This window comes from Winogradskyella sp. SYSU M77433 (assembly GCF_029911945.1).
Lineage (GTDB): Bacteria > Bacteroidota > Bacteroidia > Flavobacteriales > Flavobacteriaceae > Winogradskyella.
In genome coordinates this window covers 325,357-346,187 of record NZ_JARYTG010000003.1, presented here as the reverse complement: position 1 = coordinate 346,187, position 20,831 = coordinate 325,357, and the positions used below count along the sequence as shown (strand labels likewise).

At 32.7% G+C, this 20,831-nt stretch carries 17 protein-coding genes; 10 read left to right on the top strand and 7 right to left on the bottom strand.

The window, feature by feature from the left end; genetic code table 11:
- Window positions 1-6: 6 nt before the first annotated feature.
- Window positions 7-1,108, bottom strand: a protein-coding gene (gene prfB / locus QGM60_RS07620) for a peptide chain release factor 2 (RefSeq protein ID WP_281139645.1) whose coding sequence is annotated in 2 segments (ribosomal slippage) — window positions 7-1,044 and window positions 1,046-1,108 — 1,101 coding nt in all. Because the reading frame shifts where the segments join, the coding sequence is not laid out codon by codon here.
- 101 nt (window positions 1,109-1,209) lie between these two features.
- Here prfB and QGM60_RS07615 point away from each other — a divergent pair.
- Together QGM60_RS07615 and QGM60_RS07610 are read left to right on the top strand one after the other, a co-directional pair.
- Window positions 1,210-2,238: a GntG family PLP-dependent aldolase gene (locus QGM60_RS07615; RefSeq protein WP_281139644.1), complete on the top strand. Its 1,029-nt coding sequence runs from the start codon at window positions 1,210-1,212 to the stop codon at window positions 2,236-2,238.
- Between the two features lie 32 nt (window positions 2,239-2,270).
- A complete protein-coding gene (locus QGM60_RS07610) occupies window positions 2,271-3,278 on the top strand; it encodes a glycosyltransferase (RefSeq protein ID WP_281139643.1) in 1,008 nt (335 codons plus the stop codon).
- 72 nt (window positions 3,279-3,350) lie between these two features.
- Here the strand turns inward: QGM60_RS07610 and QGM60_RS07605 are convergent, their stop codons facing one another.
- Window positions 3,351-4,562, bottom strand: a complete 1,212-nt coding sequence (locus QGM60_RS07605; RefSeq protein WP_281139642.1) for a hypothetical protein — start codon at window positions 4,560-4,562, stop codon at window positions 3,351-3,353.
- Between the two features lie 257 nt (window positions 4,563-4,819).
- Entirely contained in the window at window positions 4,820-5,143 is a 324-nt protein-coding gene (locus tag QGM60_RS07600; RefSeq protein WP_281139641.1) for a YbaB/EbfC family nucleoid-associated protein, read from the bottom strand.
- Window positions 5,144-5,223: 80 nt separating this feature from the next.
- Between QGM60_RS07600 and QGM60_RS07595 the strand changes: the two genes are divergently transcribed.
- The 3 genes from QGM60_RS07595 (at window position 5,224) to QGM60_RS07585 (ending at window position 9,866) form a co-directional block, all read left to right on the top strand.
- Entirely contained in the window at window positions 5,224-7,281 is a 2,058-nt protein-coding gene (locus QGM60_RS07595; protein WP_281139640.1) for a S9 family peptidase, read from the top strand.
- 74 nt (window positions 7,282-7,355) lie between these two features.
- The gene (locus tag QGM60_RS07590; RefSeq protein WP_281139639.1) at window positions 7,356-8,393 is read left to right on the top strand and encodes a cysteine synthase family protein; all 1,038 of its coding nucleotides are present in this window, start codon (window positions 7,356-7,358) and stop codon (window positions 8,391-8,393) included.
- 213 nt (window positions 8,394-8,606) lie between these two features.
- Window positions 8,607-9,866 (top strand): aminotransferase class I/II-fold pyridoxal phosphate-dependent enzyme, encoded by a 1,260-nt coding sequence (locus tag QGM60_RS07585; protein WP_281139638.1) that lies wholly within the window; start codon window positions 8,607-8,609, stop codon window positions 9,864-9,866.
- Window positions 9,867-9,919: 53 nt separating this feature from the next.
- Here QGM60_RS07585 and QGM60_RS07580 read toward each other — a convergent pair whose 3' ends face one another.
- Window positions 9,920-11,041, bottom strand: a complete 1,122-nt coding sequence (locus tag QGM60_RS07580; RefSeq protein WP_281139637.1) for a GNAT family N-acetyltransferase — start codon at window positions 11,039-11,041, stop codon at window positions 9,920-9,922.
- A 22-nt stretch (window positions 11,042-11,063) separates the two neighbouring features.
- The gene (locus QGM60_RS07575) at window positions 11,064-12,044 is read right to left on the bottom strand and encodes a transporter (RefSeq protein WP_281139636.1); all 981 of its coding nucleotides are present in this window, start codon (window positions 12,042-12,044) and stop codon (window positions 11,064-11,066) included.
- A gap of 104 nt (window positions 12,045-12,148) precedes the next feature.
- Between QGM60_RS07575 and QGM60_RS07570 the strand changes: the two genes are divergently transcribed.
- Genes QGM60_RS07570 through QGM60_RS07555 form a run of 4 tightly spaced genes read left to right on the top strand, consistent with a single transcriptional unit; the run spans window position 12,149 to window position 17,731 of the window.
- Window positions 12,149-12,442, top strand: coding sequence for a DUF4834 family protein (locus QGM60_RS07570; protein WP_281139635.1), 294 nt, complete (start codon window positions 12,149-12,151; stop codon window positions 12,440-12,442).
- 34 nt (window positions 12,443-12,476) lie between these two features.
- On the top strand, window positions 12,477-14,903 hold the full coding sequence (locus QGM60_RS07565) for a YfhO family protein (RefSeq protein ID WP_281139634.1): 2,427 nt from the start codon (window positions 12,477-12,479) through the stop codon (window positions 14,901-14,903).
- 53 nt (window positions 14,904-14,956) lie between these two features.
- Window positions 14,957-16,243: a glycosyl transferase family 1 gene (locus QGM60_RS07560; protein ID WP_281139633.1), complete on the top strand. Its 1,287-nt coding sequence runs from the start codon at window positions 14,957-14,959 to the stop codon at window positions 16,241-16,243.
- A gap of 30 nt (window positions 16,244-16,273) precedes the next feature.
- Window positions 16,274-17,731 carry an oligosaccharide flippase family protein gene (locus QGM60_RS07555; RefSeq protein WP_281139632.1) on the top strand — a complete coding sequence of 486 codons (1,458 nt, stop codon included), beginning with the start codon at window positions 16,274-16,276 and terminating at the stop codon, window positions 17,729-17,731.
- Between the two features lie 95 nt (window positions 17,732-17,826).
- Here the strand turns inward: QGM60_RS07555 and QGM60_RS07550 are convergent, their stop codons facing one another.
- Window positions 17,827-19,065, bottom strand: coding sequence for a hypothetical protein (locus QGM60_RS07550; RefSeq protein ID WP_281139631.1), 1,239 nt, complete (start codon window positions 19,063-19,065; stop codon window positions 17,827-17,829).
- A gap of 171 nt (window positions 19,066-19,236) precedes the next feature.
- On the opposite strand from QGM60_RS07550, the gene QGM60_RS07545 reads away from it, so the two are divergent.
- Window positions 19,237-20,067: an alpha/beta hydrolase gene (locus QGM60_RS07545; protein WP_281139630.1), complete on the top strand. Its 831-nt coding sequence runs from the start codon at window positions 19,237-19,239 to the stop codon at window positions 20,065-20,067.
- Between the two features lie 73 nt (window positions 20,068-20,140).
- Here the strand turns inward: QGM60_RS07545 and QGM60_RS07540 are convergent, their stop codons facing one another.
- The gene (locus tag QGM60_RS07540) at window positions 20,141-20,815 is read right to left on the bottom strand and encodes a hypothetical protein (protein WP_281139629.1); all 675 of its coding nucleotides are present in this window, start codon (window positions 20,813-20,815) and stop codon (window positions 20,141-20,143) included.
- Window positions 20,816-20,831: the final 16 nt, after the last annotated feature.

Here is a 20,831-nt window from a genome sequence, read left to right as displayed (position 1 = left end):
TTATAATTATTGTGCCGTATCTTTTTGTCCCATCATCATAAGATAAGATTTTAAAAATGGTTCAATATCCCCATCCATTACGGCATCTACATTACCAGTTTCGTGTGTGGTGCGTACGTCTTTAACTAACTTGTAAGGATGCATTACATAATTTCTTATTTGGCTTCCCCATTCAATTTTCATTTTGCCTGCTTCGATATCTTCTCGTTGAGCCATTTGTTTCTGAAGTTCAATTTCGTATAGCTGAGATTTTAGCATTTGTAATGCTCTGGCTCTGTTATCGTGTTGTGAGCGTGTTTCTGAACATTGAATTTGTATACCTGTAGGCTTGTGTAATAACTGAACTTTGGTTTCAACTTTATTGACATTTTGTCCACCAGCACCACTTGATCGCGCCGTTGTAATTTCGATATCTGCGGGATTTATTTCAATCTCAATAGAATCATCTACTAAAGGGTAGACATATACGGAAGCAAAACTAGTATGACGTTTTGCATTACTGTCAAAAGGTGAAATACGAACTAGTCTGTGAACACCGTTTTCGCCTTTTAGCCAACCAAAAGCATAGTCGCCTTCAATCTCTAAGGTTACGGTTTTTATACCAGCAACATCACCTTCTTGGTGGTTAAGCTCTTTTACTTTGTAACCACTTTTTTCAGCATACATTAGGTACATACGCATAAGCATGCTTGCCCAATCACAACTTTCGGTTCCACCAGCACCAGCAGTGATTTGAAGAACAGCACTTAAACTGTCTCCTTCTTCAGAAAGCATGTTTTTAAACTCGAGCTTTTCAATAGCGTTTATTGCTTTATTGTAGCGGTTTTCAACATCTTCTAGAGTAGCTTCCTCTTCTTTATAGAACTCATAAATGACCTCTAAATCTTCATAAAGTGTTTTTGCAGCATTAAAATCATTAACCCAACTCTTTTTTTCTCTTAGGGAACGCATAACCTGTTCGGCTTTTTTAGAATCGTTCCAGAAGTTTGGGTCAAACGTTTGCTCTTCTTCGTTGCTTATTTCGATGAGTTTGGCATCTAAGTCAAAGATATTGCCTAAGTGCATCTAGGCGGGAATTAAGATCTTTTATTTGATCTGATGTTATCATAGTCTATTTTAATTTATACAAATATAATAGGCCTTATTTAAGTGCCATAATTTTGAATTGTTTTTTTAGAAATTCCGTAGCTTTATCACAAAAGTAAAAGAATGATAATAGATTTAAGAAGTGATACTATAACCAAACCAACACCTATGATGTTGGATGCTATGATGAATGCAAAAGTTGGTGATGATGTGTACAAAGAAGATGCTACTGTGAATGAATTGGAAACGCGTATTGCTGATATGTTTGGTATGGATGAAGCCTTATTTTTTCCAACAGGAAGCATGGCTAATCAAGCAGCATTGAAACTACATACAAATCCTGGTGAACAGGTTATTTGCGATAAGTATGCACATATTTATAATTATGAAGGTGGTGGAGCTTCTTTTAATAGTGGGATTTCGTGTAAATTGATTGATGGTCATAGAGGGATGTTTACAGCAGATCAGGTTGAGGAATCTATTAATCCACCAGATTTTTATCATAGTCCATTGACATCATTGATAGAAATTGAAAATACAACAAATAAAGGTGGAGGTGCTTGTTGGGATTTTGAAGAGCTGAAAAAAATAAGAAAGGTAGCAGATAAACATCATCTTGGTTATCATTTAGATGGAGCAAGACTTTGGAATGCAATGGCTGTCACTGGTGAGGATCCAAAACTTTATGGTGGATTATTCGATACTATATCTGTATGCTTAAGTAAAGGTTTAGGGTGTCCGATAGGTTCTGTTTTAGTAGGTAAAAAAGAACTTATGAAAGGAGCTCTTAGGGTTCGTAAAATTTTAGGAGGTGGTATGAGGCAAGTAGGATATTTAGCAGCTGCAGGACTTTATGCTTTAGACAATCATTTGGATAGACTTTCTGAAGACCATAAAAAAGCAAAGGAAATAGGTGATCTCTTAGAAACATTTTCTTGGATAAAAAAAGTAGAGCCTATAGAGACCAATATTGTTATTTTTGAGTTGAATGAAAAGGTGAATGAAGATATATTCTTATCTCAGTTAAATGAAAAAGGAATAAGAATTATAGGAATGGGAAGTAATAAATTACGTATTGTAACACATTTAGATTATACAGATACTATGCATTACTGCTTATTTGATGAACTAAAGAAACTAAAGGTTTTATAATTTTTGAAAATTCGATTTAACTCATCATTTTTATGACTTTGCAACTAAGTATTATTATTCCCGTATACAATTCTGAGGAATACATAAATACTTGCATTCAAAGTATATTGAAACAAGGTTTAAGTCCTAAAGAATATGAAATCATAATTGTAAATGATGGTTCAACTGATAGTTCTGAAAAATTAATAGAAAAATATTCAAAGAGATTTGAAAATATTAAAGCCTTACACAAAGAAAATGAAGGAGTAGGAAGTGCAAGAAATAAAGGTCTGGAAGTTGCCAACGGAAACTACATTTATTTCATAGACCCTGACGATTACTTAGTAGGAAATGTTTTGGGACAATTGGTAGAGACTGCAAAAAATAACGATTTAGATATATTGACTTTCGAATCTAAATCAACAAAAAGTACTTTTGAAGATAGTACTTTTTCTGAAAAACTTTATTTAAATATAATACTTAATGGCTTAGATTATATAGCAAATCATAAAGTTAAAAATGAGGTTTGGTGGTACTTAATAAAAAAAGATTTTTTATTAAAAACTAATATTAAGTTTATTGAAGGTCGCTGGATGGAAGATGCAATCTTCACAATACAATTATTTCTCAAAGCTTCAAAAATAGCCCACCTCCCTTTTAAAATACATAGACATTATTTATCCAAAAACTCAGCAATGACAAATAGAAATAGTTCTCATTATATCAAAGTCATTGATGATAACAGAAATGCAGCAGTAGTTTTTGAATCAATAATTAATGATGTAGAAAATCAGAGTTCTAATTTTAGAACAATTGAAAGACTTAAAGTGAAACAGCAGTCATTTGTCTTTTTTATGATGATAAGAATGTTAAAATCCAAAATGAAATTATCTGAAATTAAAAAGGTTATTCAAGACCTGTCAAATACCAGTGCTTATCCTTTAGATAAGTTTCCAGGTAAGGATTATGAGGGTTTGCAATATGTTATTTTAGCTAAGTTTTTAAGTAATCAGCACATGTTTTACATGACTTTTAGACTTTTAAATCCTTTTATTCGGTAATAAATAGGTAAAAAAAAGAGACCCAATTTTGGGTCTCTTGTTAATATTATTTTTAGGTGTAGAAAATGATTTCTACCACCACCAGCACCAGTTGTAAGAAGGTTCGTATTCACATAATTCACCTCCTAAAGAACTTTCACCACTTACCACTTCTAGTACTCCACGCTTATATCCAGGACCTATATTGATATCACAGTCAGTTCTAAACTTAGTGTAATAACAGTTACCTACATAAACATAAACATAATCACCGAATGTTCCGTTCCAGTTAACACCACTTAAATCAATTGTGTCACCATGACCTACTACTTGATCATAGATTTTTACTGCATAACAAGTGTTTTCGTAACGTTGGTAAATTTTAACTCTATAGTTGTAATACCAATCCCATTCAAGAGTTAAGTCGGTAACTTTACCAAGACAGTCTTCACAAGAATCAGCTTCAACTTCTTTAGTTACGATTACTGATTGTTTACCATCTGGTACAAGTACTATTGCCATTTGCTCACCACAGCTAGGTGTAAAACCAGCACCTTGAGATAAAGCTAAGCTCTTTAATTCATGTGCTTGAGCAACATCATTTCCGTCGTCATTCCAGTTACCTGTTGGGTCACTTAAATAAACACAATCGTAGCAAACAGAATCGTCAATTAATAGCCAAATAGCATATTGAACATGTCCAAAATTATATGCTCCAAGTCCATTTGGACTTTCCTCACCAATAATAGTTTGATTTAATAACCAGTTTACTTTATCAAAGTTTTGAGGCTTTTCAAAAACTCCTTCAGGTAAGTCTCCGTAAGTAGAATAAACGTCAAAGTCAACAGTCTCGTTGTTATTTAAACTTAAATCCTGGTCAGCACACCAAGCAGGTATGTTAGTTCCAGATAAGTAACCTGAGTTATCGTTGATAGTTAAATTAAAGTAAGCGTCAGTCCCAGGTTTTGCAGTTGTAGTTACTGTAACTTGGCTAGGAAGCATTGCTTCAATAGTATCAATACTACAAGCATCTGATCCACTATTGTTATTACTTCCACCGCCATAGTATCCGCCGTAATAACCTGTTTTAGCAGTAGCTAATTCATTAGAGGTTTTTATTAATTTTTCACTGTCTTTATCAAAGACTAATTCTTTTTCTTCTAAAAGTCCATCAGAAATGACGTTACCATCTTTAAAACGTAATTCAGCTTGATTTTCATTTTGTTGGTTGTCAACTGATTCGCTTTGACATGATGCCATTATGAATAGCACCATTAATAAACATAATTTAAGTAATTGTTTCATAAATTGAAATTTGGTTAATAGCATTATTAATGGGTCAAATATATGTGCAAAGATTTTTCCGAATTTAAAATTTAGATAAACGGTATAACTATTAGGTAGGATTCACAGTCAAATCATTTCGTCGACTAAAAATGCATTTTTACGACTATTTTATTGAATATATAATAAGTTAAGGTATCTGAAAATCAGAATGTAACAAAAAAAAGGCATCTCTTTATTTTGAAAGAGATGCTTTTAAAGTTTTATAAATGAGTCAATTATTTAAACATATCCATACCAGGAATATTAGGCATTCCTTCTTTTGCTACTGCAGCAATTTCAGATTCATTGACGTTTGTAGCTTTTTCAATGGCCTTGTTAATTATAAGAATGAGATAATCTTCAAGCATTTCTTTATCCTGTAATAAATCTCCATCTATCTCAATAGACTTTAGGGCTCTATTAGCGGTAATAGTAACTTTTAGCTTATCGTCATTACTAGATTCGTCAATTAAAACAGTATTTAAGCGTTCTTTAGTTTCTTCAACTTTTTTCTGAGCTTCTTTAAGTTTACTCATCATTCCCATCATATCTCCAAACATAAAATTTCAATTTTAAATTAATACAATACAAAATTACTAAATTGCGCCACTTTTTGAATAAATATTTCCTAAAACAGTGTATGGGTAAATTAGAAATTAAGCCACCAATAGCAAAAAAGATTCCTCATCAATTAGAAAAGCATGGAGACGTCAGAGTAGATGATTATTTTTGGATGAAAGACAGAGAACATCCAGAGGTGATAGATTATCTCAATGCAGAAAATGACTATTGCGATTCTGAAATGGCTCATACCAAGCAATTTCAAAAGGATTTATTTGAGGAGATGAAGGCCAGAATTAAAGAAGATGATTCTTCGGTGCCTTATAAATACAATGGTTATTGGTACATCACAAGATTCGAAAAAGGTAAAGATTATCCAATATATACTCGTAAAAAGGAGTCATTGGATAACCCTGAAGAATTGATGTTTGATTGTAACAAAATGGCAGAAGGTCACAGTTATTTTAAGTTGGCCGGAATTAGTGTAAGTCCAGATAATAAACTTGTGTCATATGGAGTCGACACTACAGGAAGAAGAAATTATACTGTAAAAGTAAAACGTTTAGATACGCATGAAGTATTTAATGATGATATTGAAAACACTACAGGTTCTTCAAGTTGGGCTAATGACAACAAAACATTGTTCTATACTAAAAAAGATGAAGTAACTTTAAGAGCATATCAAATTTATAAGCACAAGTTAGGTGAAACTGAAGACGAACTAGTGTTTGAAGAAGGTGATGATACTTTTGGTGTTGCGGTTTACAAGTCTAAGTCTAGAAAATATATCATTATTGCTTGTTACAGTACGTTAACAAATGAATATCATATTCTTAATGCAGACAAACCCGATGAGAAATTTCAGGTATTTCAAGAACGTATTAGAGGATTAGAATATAGTATATCGCATTACGATAATCATTTTTATATCCTAACGAATAAGGATAAAGCTTCCAACTTTAAATTAATGAAAGTTGAAGAAACCAAAACTAAGATTGAAAGTTGGACAGAAGTTATTCCACATAGAAAAGATGTATTGCTAGAAAATATAGATATTTTCAAAGATTATTTAGTGGTAAGCGAAAGAAGTAATGGCCTTAACGAAATCCGAATAATGAGATGGGATGGAGCAGAGGATTACTATTTGCCGTTTGATAACGAAACCTATACAGCGTATACAGGTACAAATGTCGATTTTGATACAGAATTACTTCGTTATGGTTACAATTCACTAACAACACCATCTTCTGTTATTGAATTTAATATGAGAACCAAAATAAAAACTGTTTTAAAAGAACAGGAAGTTTTAGGAGGAAAGTTCAATAAGGATAATTACACTTCAGAACGTATTTGGGCTACTGCAAATGATGGTGCTAAAATTCCTATGTCTTTGGTATATAGAAAAGACATTAAAAAAGATGGCAATAATCCATTATTGCAGTATGCTTATGGGAGTTATGGTTCTACAGTAGATCCTTATTTTTCTACAATTAGATTAAGCTTATTAGATAGAGGTTTTATCTATGTTATTGCTCATATTAGAGGAGGTGAATATTTAGGTCGTGGCTGGTATGAAGATGGTAAATTATTACAGAAGAAAAATACGTTTTCAGATTTTATAGCATGTTCAGTTCACTTAATAAAAGAAAAGTACACGTCGTCTAAACATTTGTATGCCATGGGCGGAAGTGCAGGTGGCTTATTAATGGGAGCTGTAATTAATGAAGCACCAGAATTATATAATGGAGTTATTGCAGCAGTACCATTTGTAGATGTAGTAACAACTATGTTAGATGATTCTATTCCATTAACAACGGGAGAATATGATGAATGGGGAAATCCTAATGATGTACTCTATTATAATTATATGAAGTCGTATTCACCTTACGATAATGTTGAAGCTAAAAATTATCCAAATATGTTGGTAACAACAGGTTTGCATGATTCACAGGTGCAATATTGGGAACCTGCAAAATGGGTGGCTAAATTAAGAGAGTTGAAAACAGATTCTAATAAACTATATTTAAAAACAAACATGGATGCTGGTCATGGTGGTGCTTCAGGACGTTTTGAAAGCCTAAAAGAAGATGCCGAAGAGTTTGCTTTTTTATTAGACTTAGAAGGAATCACGGATTAATTCAAAAAAAAATGTTACTTTTGCGAGGTTTTAGGTGTCAAAACAAGTAACTTGATTACCGATAAATAGCATTTATGGACAAAAACAAAAATGTATTTGATAATGTACTTCAGCTAATTGGAAGTACACCTCTTATCAAACTGAATCGAATGACAACCGAAATAGACGGTGAGTTTTATGCAAAAGTTGAAGCATTTAATCCAGGTCATTCATCTAAAGACAGAATCGCTTTACACATTATTGAAGAGGCCGAGCGTCAAGGTATCTTAACTCCAGGCGATACAATCATAGAAACTACATCTGGTAACACAGGTTTTAGTATCGCAATGGTAAGTATCATCAAAGGATATGAATGTATTTTGGCAGTAAGTTCAAAATCTTCAGCAGACAAAATAGACATGTTAAAGTCTATGGGAGCTAAAGTTTACGTTTGTCCAGCACACGTAAACGCTGATGACCCTCGTTCATATTACCAAGTAGCAAAGCGTCTTCACGAAGAAAATAAAGGTTCAATATACATCAATCAATATTTCAATCAATTAAATATTGATGCACACTATAACAGTACAGGTCCAGAAATTTGGAATCAGACAAATGGTGAAATTACGCATTTGGTGGCATGTAGTGGTACAGGTGGAACTATCTCAGGTATTGCAAAATACTTAAAAGAGCAAAACCCAAATGTAAAAATCATTGGTGTTGATGCTTATGGTTCTGTTTTGAAAAAGTATCATGAAACTAGAGAGTTTGATGATAAAGAAATTTATCCATACAGAATTGAAGGTTTAGGAAAAAACCTTATTCCTACAGCTACAGATTTTGATGTTATAGATAAGTTTATAAAAGTTACTGACGAGGAAAGCGCACATACAGCAAGAGAAATCTCAAATACTGAAGGTTTATTCGTAGGTTACACTAGTGGTGCAGCAATGCAAGCAGTAAAACAATTAAGTGAAGAAGGCGAATTTAAGCCAACAGATAAAGTTGTGGTGGTTTTTCCAGATCACGGTTCAAGATACATGAGCAAAGTGTACAATGATAAGTGGATGGAAGATCAAGGTTTTTTCGATAGTAAAAATAAAGTACACACAACAATAGAGTACGTAAAGTAAGACTACTAACTATATCTAAAACCTATCTCAATGCATGTTGCGATAGGTTTTTTTATGTTTAAAACTTGGTGGATAGTTACTTTAAATAAATTATGCTGTGATAATATTATTAATTAATTTTGCAGCAACTAACAAGATTAAATTAACAATAAATTAATGGTTTATTTACTTGCTTTATTTCAGGTAAAAAAGCATTAATAGCAATTTTAACGCATGAAGGATTTATTTGAAAAGATTTATAGAGATAAAGGACCACTTGGTAAATGGGCTGCTCAGGCAGAAGGCTATTTCGTTTTCCCAAAGCTAGAAGGTCAAATTTCTAATAGAATGAAGTTTCAAGGTAAAGAAGTTATTACTTGGAGTATTAACGATTACCTTGGATTGGCGAATCATCCGGAAGTAAGGAAAGTTGATGCAGAAGCAGCAGCACAATACGGATCTGCTTATCCTATGGGCGCACGTATGATGTCTGGCCATACAGATCTTCATGAACAACTACAAAACGAACTTGCTGAATTTGTTAGTAAAGAAGCTGCTTATCTTTTGAATTTTGGATACCAAGGTATGGTATCTACAATTGATGCTTTAGTATCTAAAGACGATATCATTGTTTATGATGTTGATGCGCATGCATGTATTATTGATGGTGTGCGTTTACACATGGGTAAACGATTTACATACAAACACAATGATGTTGAAAGCTTAGAGAAAAACTTGGAGCGTGCAACTAAAATGGCAGAGCAGACTGGTGGTGGAATCTTAGTGATTTCAGAAGGTGTTTTTGGTATGCGTGGCGAACAAGGACGACTAAAAGAAATCGTTGAGCTTAAGAAAAAATTCAATTTCAGACTTTTTGTTGATGATGCGCATGGTTTTGGTACGCTAGGAGCTACAGGTGCTGGAGCAGGTGAGGAGCAAGGAGTCCAAGATGATATTGATGTGTATTTTGCTACGTTCGCAAAATCTATGGCGAGTACAGGTGCTTTTATTGCTGGTGATAAAGAAATCATTGATTACTTAAAGTATAATTTACGTTCTCAAATGTTTGCCAAATCTTTACAAATGCAACTTGTTGTAGGTGCATTAAAACGTTTAGATATGTTGCGTACAATGCCAGAGTTAAAGAAAAATCTTTGGACAATTGTAGATGCATTACAATCTGGTTTAAAAGAAAGAGGTTTTGATATCGGTACAACTCAAAGTTGTGTAACTCCAGTATATTTAAAAGGAAGTATTCCTGAAGCTATGGCACTAGTTAAGGATTTAAGAGAAAATCATGGAATATTCTGTTCTATTGTGGTTTATCCTGTTATACCAAAAGGGTTAATCTTACTTAGAATGATTCCTACGGCAACACATACTTTAGAAGATGTTAGAGAAACCTTAGATGCTTTTGATGCTATTAGAGAGCGTTTAGTGAATGGAACTTACAAGAGAATGTCTGCAGCTTTAAATGCCGCAATGGGAGAATAATTAAAATATTATTATTTGATATATAAAAAAAGCTACCGTAACGGTAGCTTTTTTTAGTTTAAGTTTTTTCTAAAGGTTTTACGTCTTTTATAAACTTCAGGACCAAAGTGTTTCCATATTTTGTGAATGGCTACATTGTCTTCAAGTTCAGGTGTTCTATAACAGTTTTGGATACCTTTGCTTTTAAAGATGTCATAGTATTCATTAAAAATAACAGCATGGACACCTTTGTTTTGATATTCAGGATGAATACCTATTAAGTAAAAAATAACGTCTTTACTGTTCTTTTTCGCTTTTAATATATGTGTGAATCCAAATGGAAATAGTTTACCATTAGCTTTTCTTAATGCCTCAGCAAACTTTGGCATTACAATAGCAAAACCAATAAGCTTTTCATTTTCATCAACGACAAATTTTATATATTCTGGGTTAACAAAACTGATGAACTTTTTCTTAAAATATTCCTTTTGAATATCGGTAATTTCAACAAAAGAGGATAGTGAAGAGTAAGACTCATTAAACAAATCAAACATCTTATCCGCCCAAGGCATTACCTCTTCGGTTTTTGTGAAAGAAAGTGCTTTTAATTTATAACGTCTTTTGATTAAGGCTTGAGCTTTTCTAAAGCTTTCAGGATCTACATTGTTAAATGGAAATCTACTTTCAGAATATTCTTTTTCAATTTCATAACCAAGCGCCTTATAGTGGTCTACATAGTATGGATGATTATACCATGTTATCATACTTGCAAGACTATCGAATCCTTCCGTTAAAACCCCAACTTTATCAAGGTTAGAAAAGCCTACTGGTCCTTCAGCATAATCTAGTTGGTGCTCTTTACCAATATTTTCAACGGTTTCTAATAATGCTTTGCTGACTTCGAGATCGTCGGTGAAATCAAACCAGCCAAAACGCATTTTCTTAATTTGCTGTTTATTTATTTCTAACCAATTTACAATAGCTGCAACTCTACCAACAATTTCATTACCCTTATATGCTAGGAAAAACCGAGCTTCGGCATCATTGAAAATAGGATTTTTATCTTTATCAAAGGTTTCTAATTCTTGCTTTATAATAGGAGGAACCCAATATTTGGAATCTTTATAGATTTTAAAAGGAAACTTTACAAAATCCTTTAAGTCTTTTTTAGAGACTGCTTCTTTAATTGTAATCATAAAAATTAATTATAGTTGAAGACTAATTGTCGAAACCATCTAGTACTTTAACTTTTTCTTCTTTTTTCTTCTTTTTCTTTTTTCGTTTCTTTTTGAAATTTCCATCATTACCATTGCCATTATCAATTTTCTTATCTTGATGGAAATCTAACCTGTAAGAAGCCCCAAAAGCAATATTGAACACAGAAGGAGTATCTTTAGTATTGAAGGCTATATTGGCGTCTAATTGAAAATCTCTAGTCCATAGATAGGCACCACCGAATCTAAATATATTATCGGCATAAAAATCACTTTTAATACCTTGAGCTTCTCCAAAAATAACCCATTGAGGAGTAAAAGAATGTGTTAGAGTCAGAATATATTGAAAGTCTGAAAACTCAGAACCAATTCTATCTTTTATTAAATTCATTACAAATACCCATCCACCATTAAAATTATTTTGTGTTGCTACCATTATTTTTGGACTTACACCTTCAACATCTGGAGCTGTGTATGGATTATTTTTTGTGTCGAAATTAGCACCTGCATAAATAGAAACAGCTGGAATTAATGATTTCCATTGGAACTTTCTATTCGCGTGATAACTATATAAATTAGGTTTTGCTTCTTCTGCATTTTTGTAAGGATCGTAAATAAGATATTTTGCACCTAGAGTAAAGTTCTTCATGTTTGAACGAGAATTTTCTGTAGGTATTACAGCATTGTTGTTAGTGAAAGTATCATTCTGATAAACACCATCTAAGGATAATTCTAGTTCTTCAAAAAGTAAACCGTATCTAATAGCAAAATCCAATCCAAATCCATTTACCTCATAATTTAATGGTACATGTTCTTCATTTACTGTAAAAGCGCCTGCTTCTAATTGAACAACACCTGTTCCGACAGAAAAAGCACTTTTAGAGACACCTGGTCTGTTAGAATTGATGACTTCAGTATACTGCGCATAGACAGAACTAAATGACAATAAAATAAGTAGAGAAAAAAATGATTTGAGTGTTTGCATTTTCTTTTGGTTTAAAATCAAATATAGATATTTTATAGTTTTTTTAAGGAATAATAACGGATTATAAATACGTATAATTGTATTTTTGATAATTATTAGAGAATATGATACAACAAGCTTCGGCCATGGGATTATTGAGAACCATTTTAATTATCTTACTCATTTATTTTGGTATAAAAATATTATCTCGCCTTTTTGCTCCAGTACTTATGCGTTTTGTTGCTAAAAAAGCACAAGAAAAGTTTGGTCAGCAATTTGGAGGATTCCAAAATCAAGCAAATCAAAAACAACAGCAGAAATCTAAAGAAGGTGAAACTGTAATTGACAAAATGCCAAATCAGAATAAACAATCAAATTCTGATGTTGGAGAATATGTCGATTACGAAGAAATTGATTAATTTTCCACTTTAATGATTTAAGCCAACTTACTACATGTCATTTTTTTTAAAACGATTTTTACCTCACATCCTAATGATTATAGGCTTTGTGGTACTTTCCCTAGCATATTTTAGCCCAGTTTTACAAGGCAAAAAGATATTTCAAAGCGACATTATGCACTACATTGGTATGGCGCAGCAGCAAAAGGAATTTGCTGAGAGTACTGGTGAAGAAACCTATTGGACAAACAGTGCTTTTGGTGGTATGCCCACCTATCAGTTAGGTGCAAAATACCCTCACAACTATATAAAGAAGTTAGATTTAACTTTAAGATTTTTACCAAGACCAGCAGATTATCTGTTCTTATATTTCATAGGTTTTTACATCTTATTGTTATCGCTAAAAGTAGATTTTAAATTGGCAGCTCTTGGAGCTATAGCTTTTGGTTTTTCAACATATCTCATTATAATTCTAGGTGTAGGTCACAATTCAAAAGCTCATGCTATTGCATATATGCCTTTGGTTTTAGCAGGAATCGTATTGGTATTTAGGAAAAAATATATTTTAGGATTCTTACTTACCGTTGTAGCTTCTGGTTTAGAGATTGTGGCTAATCATCCACAGATGACTTATTATTTGCTGTTTTTAATTATAGTTTTAGGAATTACGTATTTAATAGATGCTTACAAAAAAGGCGTTCTACCTCATTATTTTAAATCTGTTGGTTTGTTGGCTTTAGCAGGAATTTTGGCAGTTGGCCTAAACGCCACAAGTCTTATGGCAACTCAACAATACGCTAAAGAGAGTACAAGAGGAAAAAGTGAACTTACTATAAATCCTGATGGTAGTGAAAAGGAATTGACTTCGGGATTAAATAAAGACTACATCACAGAATATAGTTATGGAATAGCAGAGACCTTTAATCTGTATATCCCAAAATTTATGGGAGGAGGTAATAGTGAGGATGTTGGTAGAGACTCTGAAACCTATAAAGCATACATCAATTTAGGCGCTTCACCAATAGACGCTCTAGATGCTTCTAAAAACGCACCAATGTATTGGGGAGACCAGCCTATAGTTGAAGCGCCTGCCTATGTTGGTGCAGTTATTATTTTTCTTTTTGTTTTAGGATTATTCCTTGTTAAAGGCAGGTTGAAATGGTGGCTAGTTGGCGGAACAATACTTTCATTATTATTGTCTTATGGGAAAAATCTAGGTTTCTTAACCAATTTTTTTATTGACTATGTGCCATTATATAACAAATTTAGAGCGGTAAGTTCTATTCAGGTTATTTTGGAATTGTGTATTCCTGTACTCGGAATTTTTGCTTTGGTACGTTTGTTTAATGATTCCAAAACCAATGAAGAAAAGCTTAAAGCATTAAAAATTACAACCATAATAACTGCAGGCTTAGCTGTTGTATTCTTATTATTCAAATCCGTTTTATTTGATTTTGAAGGACTAAGAGATGATCAGTATATTGAAGCTTATGGTAGACCTTTTATCAATGCCGTAATAGAAGATCGTATGTCGTTGTTTACAACAGACACTATAAGAACATTGATTTTAGTTTTACTTTCTGCAGGTGCTATTTACTTATTTCTAAAGAAAAAACTTTCTGAAAATCTTACGGTTGTTGTTTTCGCGGTCTTAATCCTTTTTGATTTGGTGACAGTAGATAGGCAATATGTCAATAACGATGATTTTATATCTGCTATTAGAGTTGATAAACCCTATCAGGCCACTGCGGCAGATAAAGAAATTTTAAAGGACAAAGCTCACTTTAGAGTTTTAGATATGTCTTCTCAAGGACAAAGCCAACCAGGAAGAGCAGCTTATTTTCATAACTCTTTGTTCGGATATCACGCAGCTAAATTAGGGCGTTATAACGATTTAATGGAATTTCATATTTACAACAATAATATGAACGTTTTAAATATGCTGAATACCAAATATATCATCGCTGAAGAACAAGGTCAGGTATTTCCTTATACCAATACTGATGCTAATGGGAATGCTTGGTTTGTGTCTAGTTTAAAACGAGTAGAAAATGCTAATAAGGAGATAAAATTATTGGATAGTCTTGAGACTAAAAATAAAGCAATCACGACCCAGTCTATAGCTGAGAAATCAAAAACATTTATTGTCGATTCAACAGCTTCAATAACTTTAAAAGAATTTAAACCAAACTACCTTAAATACGAATCAAATAATTCAAATGATGGTTTTGCTGTATTCTCAGAAATCTATTATGGTGAAGGTTGGAGTGCTTATGTTGATGGTGAACTAATGCCTTATATAAGAGTAAATTATGTGTTAAGAGGGATGGAAGTGCCAAAAGGAAGCCATATCATAGAGTTTAAGTTTGAACCGGAAGTTGTAGAAACCGGAAGTAAAATAGCATTAGCAAGTTCTGCTGTTTTTGGGATTTTATTGCTGTTGGGAATATATTATGGTTTTAAAATTAAGAGAGAAGAATAATAATACACCTTGCTTTTGCAAGAATAAAATCCCTTCCCTTTGGGAAGGTTAGGATGGGCTTAAAAGTACTCATAATCACATATTACTGGCCACCAGCAGGTGGGCCAGGTGTACAACGTTGGTTGAAATTTGTAAAATATTTACCAGATTTCAATATAGAGCCAATTGTCTATTGCCCTGAAAATCCTAATTATCCGATTGTAGACGATAGTTTAATTTCTCAAATTCCAAAGGATATAACTATTCTAAAACAACCTATTAGTGAACCCTATGGCTTAGCTAATGTATTTTCTAAAAAGAGTTCAAAAAAGATAAGTTCAGGAGTTATACCAAAAGCAAAAAAACAATCTTTTTTAGAAAAGTTGATGCTCTATGTAAGAGGTAACTATTTTATACCAGATGCTCGTAAGAATTGGATAAAGCCTTCGGTAAAATTTCTTTCAGAATACATCAAAGAAAATCACATTGAAACTGTTATCACTACTGGTCCTCCACATAGTTTGCATCTTATTGGTCTTCATTTGAAAGAAAAATTGAATATAAAATGGTTAGCAGATTTTAGAGATCCTTGGACGACGATTGGTTACCATAAAGATTTAAAACTTACTAAATCATCTCAAGAAAAACATAATGCACTTGAATCGGCAGTATTAAATAAAGCCGATCAAATTTTGGTTACAAGTTTTAATACTCAAAAAGAATTTAGTACAAAAACAAACCAACCCATTACTGTTATTACAAATGGCTATGATTCACATTCCGTAAGAGTAGAAGGGAAGGATGAATCGTTTACATTCTCGCATATTGGGTCGTTATTATCTGAGCGAAATCCTAAAGTTTTATGGGAAGTGTTTTCAGAACTTGTTGCTGAAAACAAAGAGTTTTCAAAATTGTTTCAGTTGAATTTAATAGGAGTCGTAAGTGATGATGTTGTAGAGTCTATTCATAATTACGGTTTAAAAAATCACTTAAATATTGTTGGCTATGTTAGCCATAATGAGGCGATAAAATTTCAGATGCAATCTCAAATATTATCACTAATAGAGATAGATTCGGAAGACACAAAAGCTATTATACCAGGAAAGTTGTTTGAATACATGATTTCTGAAACACCAATTTTAGCTATTGGTCCTGAGGAAAGTGATATTCAGAAAATAATTGCTTCAACCAACACAGGGAATTACTACAGTTATAATCAGAAAGAAGAACTTAAACTTCAGGTTTTAAACTATTTTGATGCGTATCAAAATAATAGTTTAGAGGTTAATGCTATTGGTCTTCAACCTTACAGTAGAAAAGCACTTACAAAAAAATTAGCAGACTTGATTGCAAGTATGTAATTTAAAGAAATAGTTGTAATTTGTATAGCTATGGGAATTGTTCTAAACCAATCATTAAAAAACACAGTAAGTACATACTTGGGTTTTGGTATTGGAGCCATTAATACACTGTTTCTTTACACTAATTTTTTAACGGACGATTACTACGGTTTAGTAGCATTTTTACTTTCTGCGGCTAATATTATGATGCCATTTATGGCTTTTGGTGTTCATAATGCCATAATAAAATTCTACTCTTCCTACAAAACCAAAAACAGTATCAATAGTTTTCTAAGTTTGATGCTTTTTTTGCCTTTAGTTTTTATTATTCCGGCTACAATTATAGGCTTCTTTGCTTATGATTTTATTGGTAATCTCTTGGCTAATGAGAATATGATTGTAAAAAGTTACGTATGGCACATTCTTATTTTGGCTGTAGCTATGGCTTATTTTGAAATCTTTTTTGCTTGGACTAAAGTGCAGATGAAAACCGTGTTTGGTAACATGATGAAGGAAGTTTTTCATCGTGTTTGTATTATGGTTTTACTTTTTGCAGTTTACTTTAAATGGCTTACTGTTCAGCAATTTATTAACGGTTTGGTAGGTGTGTATTTGCTAAGGGTTTTAATTATGAAATTGTATGCCTATTCTGTAAGATTTCCTAAGCTTAAATTTCAGAAAATTGAAAAGCTTCCTTCTATTTTAAAATACTCAGGATTAATGATTATAGCTGGCTCTGTAGCTATGCTAATTTTAGATATAGACAAGTTCATGATTGGTATTATGGTCGATGATATTGGGCAAGTAGCCTATTACAGTGTCGCCATTTTTATAGCCACAGTTATTGCCGTACCACAGCGCGCCATGCACCAAATCATGATGCCTTTAACAGCGAAATATCTTAATGAAAAAGATCATATTGCTTTAGAAGATTTGTATAAACGAAGCTCTTTGAATTTGTTGGTTATAAGCGGATTTATCTTCCTTCTAATTATATTGAATATCAATAAATTGTATGAGATTCTTCCAGAACAATTTACCGGAGGACTATTTGTAGTTTTATTAGTAAGCTTAGCGAAGCTGTATGACAATATTTTAGGAAATAATAATGCTATACTTTTTAATAGCGATTATTATAGAATGGTTTTATTTTTTGGGGTTTTATTGGCTGTACTCGCTATTATTTTAAACTATATTTATATTCCTCTTTATGGCATTGAAGGATCTGCAATAGCAACATTTTTAGCGGTTGCAATTTACAATACAGTGAAATTGATTTTTGTAAATAGTAAATTTAAGATTCAACCCTTCTCTTTTGCTTCAGTGAAAATTCTCTTGATTTTAATGGTATTTTTATTAGGGTTTTATTTTTGGGATTTCCCGCTTCATCCTATATTTAATATTGTAATAAAATCACTGCTCATAGGTGTTTTATATTTCTGGATTATTCATAAGCTGAATATTTCAGAAGATATTTCTCAGCAAATAAAAAAGTATCTAAAACTTTAGATACTTTAATAAAACGAGAAATCCCGTAAGGTGCTCTGAGGCATACATCATACGGGACTTCTACTAACCAACCAAAAAAATCATATTTTTATATCTTAACCTCTTGTTCTTCTAGAGCTTGATCTTGTAGAACTTTGGTTGCTTTTTCTACTATTGCTAGATCTTGAACTCACAGACGAGGAACTTCTTTTACTTTGAGAAGAACTTCTAGGTTTTACGCTTTGTGTTCTTGCTTTACTATATGTACGAGAATTGCTTGTACTTGGTTTTCTAACTGTTGTACTTTTTCTCGTATTTGTATTATTAGACACTGTACCTCTATTAGAGGTCACATTTCTGTTTGAACTTCTATTAGTTACGCTACTAGTACGCTGTGTTCTGTTTTGGCTAGAAATACTTCTATTATTTCTAGACGTTGTAGCATTTCTGCTAGTTGTAGTTCTCGATGGAGTTGTTGCTCTAGAGTTTGAACTACGTGTACTAGAAGATCTTGATACTCCTGAATCATTGTTTCGAGAGCTTCTTGTTGTAGCAGTATTGCTTGCTAAACGTGTGTTTCTACTTCTAGTGATCTCAGTATTTCTACGTGTTACAGTACGTTGTACTTCACGCTCTCTACTATTTCTAGGGGTTTGTGCATATCTGTTACTATTGTGAGTTTCTCGTCTTACAACAGTTGTGCTACCACGTCTTCCATTGTTAACAGTTACATATCTTACGTTATTTGTGTAAGGTCTGTAGTAAATATGTCTTACAGGTGTGTAATATCTTCTGTAAGGGTTTACACTAATCATACAGTAATTTACTGGTGGTACAACATAGAATCTGTGCCAAGGTCTGTAAACATAAGCTCTATTATATATGTTTATATAACCATCATATCTCCAAAAAACATTATTTCTATAATACACATGTAATCCACCTATTCTGCTAATTCTGTTAAAACTGTTGTATGTAATGAAAATATCACCTATTTGGTTTACCCTTCCGTAGTAATCGTAATAGATTGGTGTGTTTTCAACTTGAATAATAGCACCAAAACTATCGTATTGTACATAAGGATTATAATCATAACCTGAGTTAAAACTTAATGAAAAGCCAGGTGTATTAATACCTACACTAACATCTGGTCCGTAATTCGGAATATAAAAATCAAATTGACCATCTCTATAAACCGAAAACTCGATGCCTCCTTCAGTGAATATGAAAGAATTTCCATAACCTTTCACATAATTATTAGTTGAAGCATTGGCTTCAGTTGTAGTTGTGTTGGTTGCGAATGCAGTAGTGCTAAAAGCCACTAAACTTGCAAATAAAAATAGAATCCGTTTCATAATAATAGGTTTTAAATTAAATACGCTAATTATAAAACAAACAGCGTGCCAAAGTTTGGAGGTGTTGTTTTGTTGTTTGATTTTCAGTTATTTAAGTGTTTTAGATATTGTATTTTGATTATTATTGTGTTTTAAGTGTTATTTTTAAAATGAATTAAGATTAGAACAACAATGATTAAAAAAACGATATTACTATTTATAGTTGCAGGAATAGGATTCTTTAATACAAAAGAAGTTACAACATATCAAACCAAAGAAAATATTGGCTATTACGATGAGTCAATTTCAGACTCCGATGATTACATCCAAGAGCGTTGTGTTTTAGACTTATATTATCCTAAAAAAGAAGAAAATTACGCCACAATTATTTGGTTTCATGGTGGTGGATTAACAGGTGGAAATAAATTTATTCCCGAATCATTAAAAGAAAAAGGTGTTGCGGTTGTCGCTGTAAATTACAGACTAAACCCAAAAGTAGAAGCTCCAGCATATATTGAAGATGCTGCAGCTGCAGTAGCTTGGGTATTCAAAAATATTGAAAGTTATGGAGGAGATCCATCTAAGATATTTGTTTCTGGTCACTCGGCTGGTGGTTATTTGGCTAGTATGGTTGGCTTGGATAAATCTTGGTTAAAAAAGCACGATATTGATGCCAATAGTATTGCAGGTTTAATTCCTTTCAGTGGACATACTATAACACATCTTACGGTTAGGAAAGAGCAAAATATTCCCGAAAAGCAACCTTTGATAGATGAGTATGCTCCTTTATTTCACATCAGAGCAGATGCGCCACCATTAATGTTGATTACAGGTGATAGAGAATTAGAAATGTTAGGTCGATATGAAGAAAATGCATATCTCATGCGAATGATGAAAGTTGTAGGTCATAAAGAAACAACCCTATACGAACTTGATGGTTTTGATCATGTTGGAATGGCTTATCCTGCTTTCCCTTTGTTGTTAAAAGAAGTCAAACGAATTTTAGAAATGCAAAAACCCTGAAATGTTTGGGGTCACATTCAGGGTTTTTAGGACACTAAATCTAGTTTAGTGCGTTCAACAAATAATTAAAATCTCAAACTTTAAGTTTTTTCTGTTTAACGGTTTTACCATTCTTTCTATAATAGTAGTATTCATCATCGTTATTCCAGTTATCGTCCCAGTTATCTTGTTCGTCATTTTCAAAATAGTATGTTGTACTACCAGAGTTTCCATTGCCTCTATTGTTTTGATTCACGAAACCTCTTGTTCCAATAACATCACCATGTCTGTTATAAAGAATTTGTAAACCGCCAACTTGTTTTAACTGTCCGTTTCTATAACTCATGTAAACAGTTCCAGCACGTTTAATTCTTCCAGAACTATCATAGTTAAGAAACACATTTCCGATTCGTCTTACACGACCATATCTGTCGTGAGTAACCAAAACACCACCATCATGAGCGTAGTTTACACCAGGAGCTCCATAAGTTCTATTAGTGCTTCGTCTAGTTCTTGACGTTGTGCGTTTATAGTAGTAATTATCGTTTGAAGATGTTGTATAAACATCTGTATTAAAATCGAAACTACCATCAGCAAAGATTAAGAACTCTACACCACGTTCTACAAATGAAATAGGTTGTGTATAACGATAGCGTGATGTAAGATCTAAATCTTGGCTAGTTAACCCGAATGAATTCGGGATTTCCGCTGCGGTTACGGTTGTTAATCCCATTAACATACTCGCAAAAAGTAAAGTAATTTTTTTCATAACTAAATAATTTAGA

What these genes read in the sequence shown, in the direction of transcription:
- QGM60_RS07585 (WP_281139638.1), top strand. Translation starts at nt 8,607, where the DNA reads ATGAAGGATTTATTTGAAAAGATTTATAGAGATAAAGGACCACTTGGT.
- QGM60_RS07550 (WP_281139631.1), bottom strand. Translation starts at nt 19,065, where the DNA reads ATGAAACGGATTCTATTTTTATTTGCAAGTTTAGTGGCTTTTAGCACT.
- QGM60_RS07565 (WP_281139634.1), top strand. Translation starts at nt 12,477, where the DNA reads ATGTCATTTTTTTTAAAACGATTTTTACCTCACATCCTAATGATTATA.
- QGM60_RS07570 (WP_281139635.1), top strand. Translation starts at nt 12,149, where the DNA reads ATGATACAACAAGCTTCGGCCATGGGATTATTGAGAACCATTTTAATT.
- QGM60_RS07615 (WP_281139644.1), top strand. Translation starts at nt 1,210, where the DNA reads ATGATAATAGATTTAAGAAGTGATACTATAACCAAACCAACACCTATG.
- QGM60_RS07605 (WP_281139642.1), bottom strand. Translation starts at nt 4,562, where the DNA reads ATGAAACAATTACTTAAATTATGTTTATTAATGGTGCTATTCATAATG.
- QGM60_RS07595 (WP_281139640.1), top strand. Translation starts at nt 5,224, where the DNA reads ATGGGTAAATTAGAAATTAAGCCACCAATAGCAAAAAAGATTCCTCAT.
- QGM60_RS07560 (WP_281139633.1), top strand. Translation starts at nt 14,957, where the DNA reads ATGGGCTTAAAAGTACTCATAATCACATATTACTGGCCACCAGCAGGT.
- QGM60_RS07610 (WP_281139643.1), top strand. Translation starts at nt 2,271, where the DNA reads ATGACTTTGCAACTAAGTATTATTATTCCCGTATACAATTCTGAGGAA.
- QGM60_RS07555 (WP_281139632.1), top strand. Translation starts at nt 16,274, where the DNA reads ATGGGAATTGTTCTAAACCAATCATTAAAAAACACAGTAAGTACATAC.
- QGM60_RS07575 (WP_281139636.1), bottom strand. Translation starts at nt 12,044, where the DNA reads ATGCAAACACTCAAATCATTTTTTTCTCTACTTATTTTATTGTCATTT.
- QGM60_RS07590 (WP_281139639.1), top strand. Translation starts at nt 7,356, where the DNA reads ATGGACAAAAACAAAAATGTATTTGATAATGTACTTCAGCTAATTGGA.
- QGM60_RS07580 (WP_281139637.1), bottom strand. Translation starts at nt 11,041, where the DNA reads ATGATTACAATTAAAGAAGCAGTCTCTAAAAAAGACTTAAAGGATTTT.
- QGM60_RS07600 (WP_281139641.1), bottom strand. Translation starts at nt 5,143, where the DNA reads ATGTTTGGAGATATGATGGGAATGATGAGTAAACTTAAAGAAGCTCAG.
- QGM60_RS07540 (WP_281139629.1), bottom strand. Translation starts at nt 20,815, where the DNA reads ATGAAAAAAATTACTTTACTTTTTGCGAGTATGTTAATGGGATTAACA.
- QGM60_RS07545 (WP_281139630.1), top strand. Translation starts at nt 19,237, where the DNA reads ATGATTAAAAAAACGATATTACTATTTATAGTTGCAGGAATAGGATTC.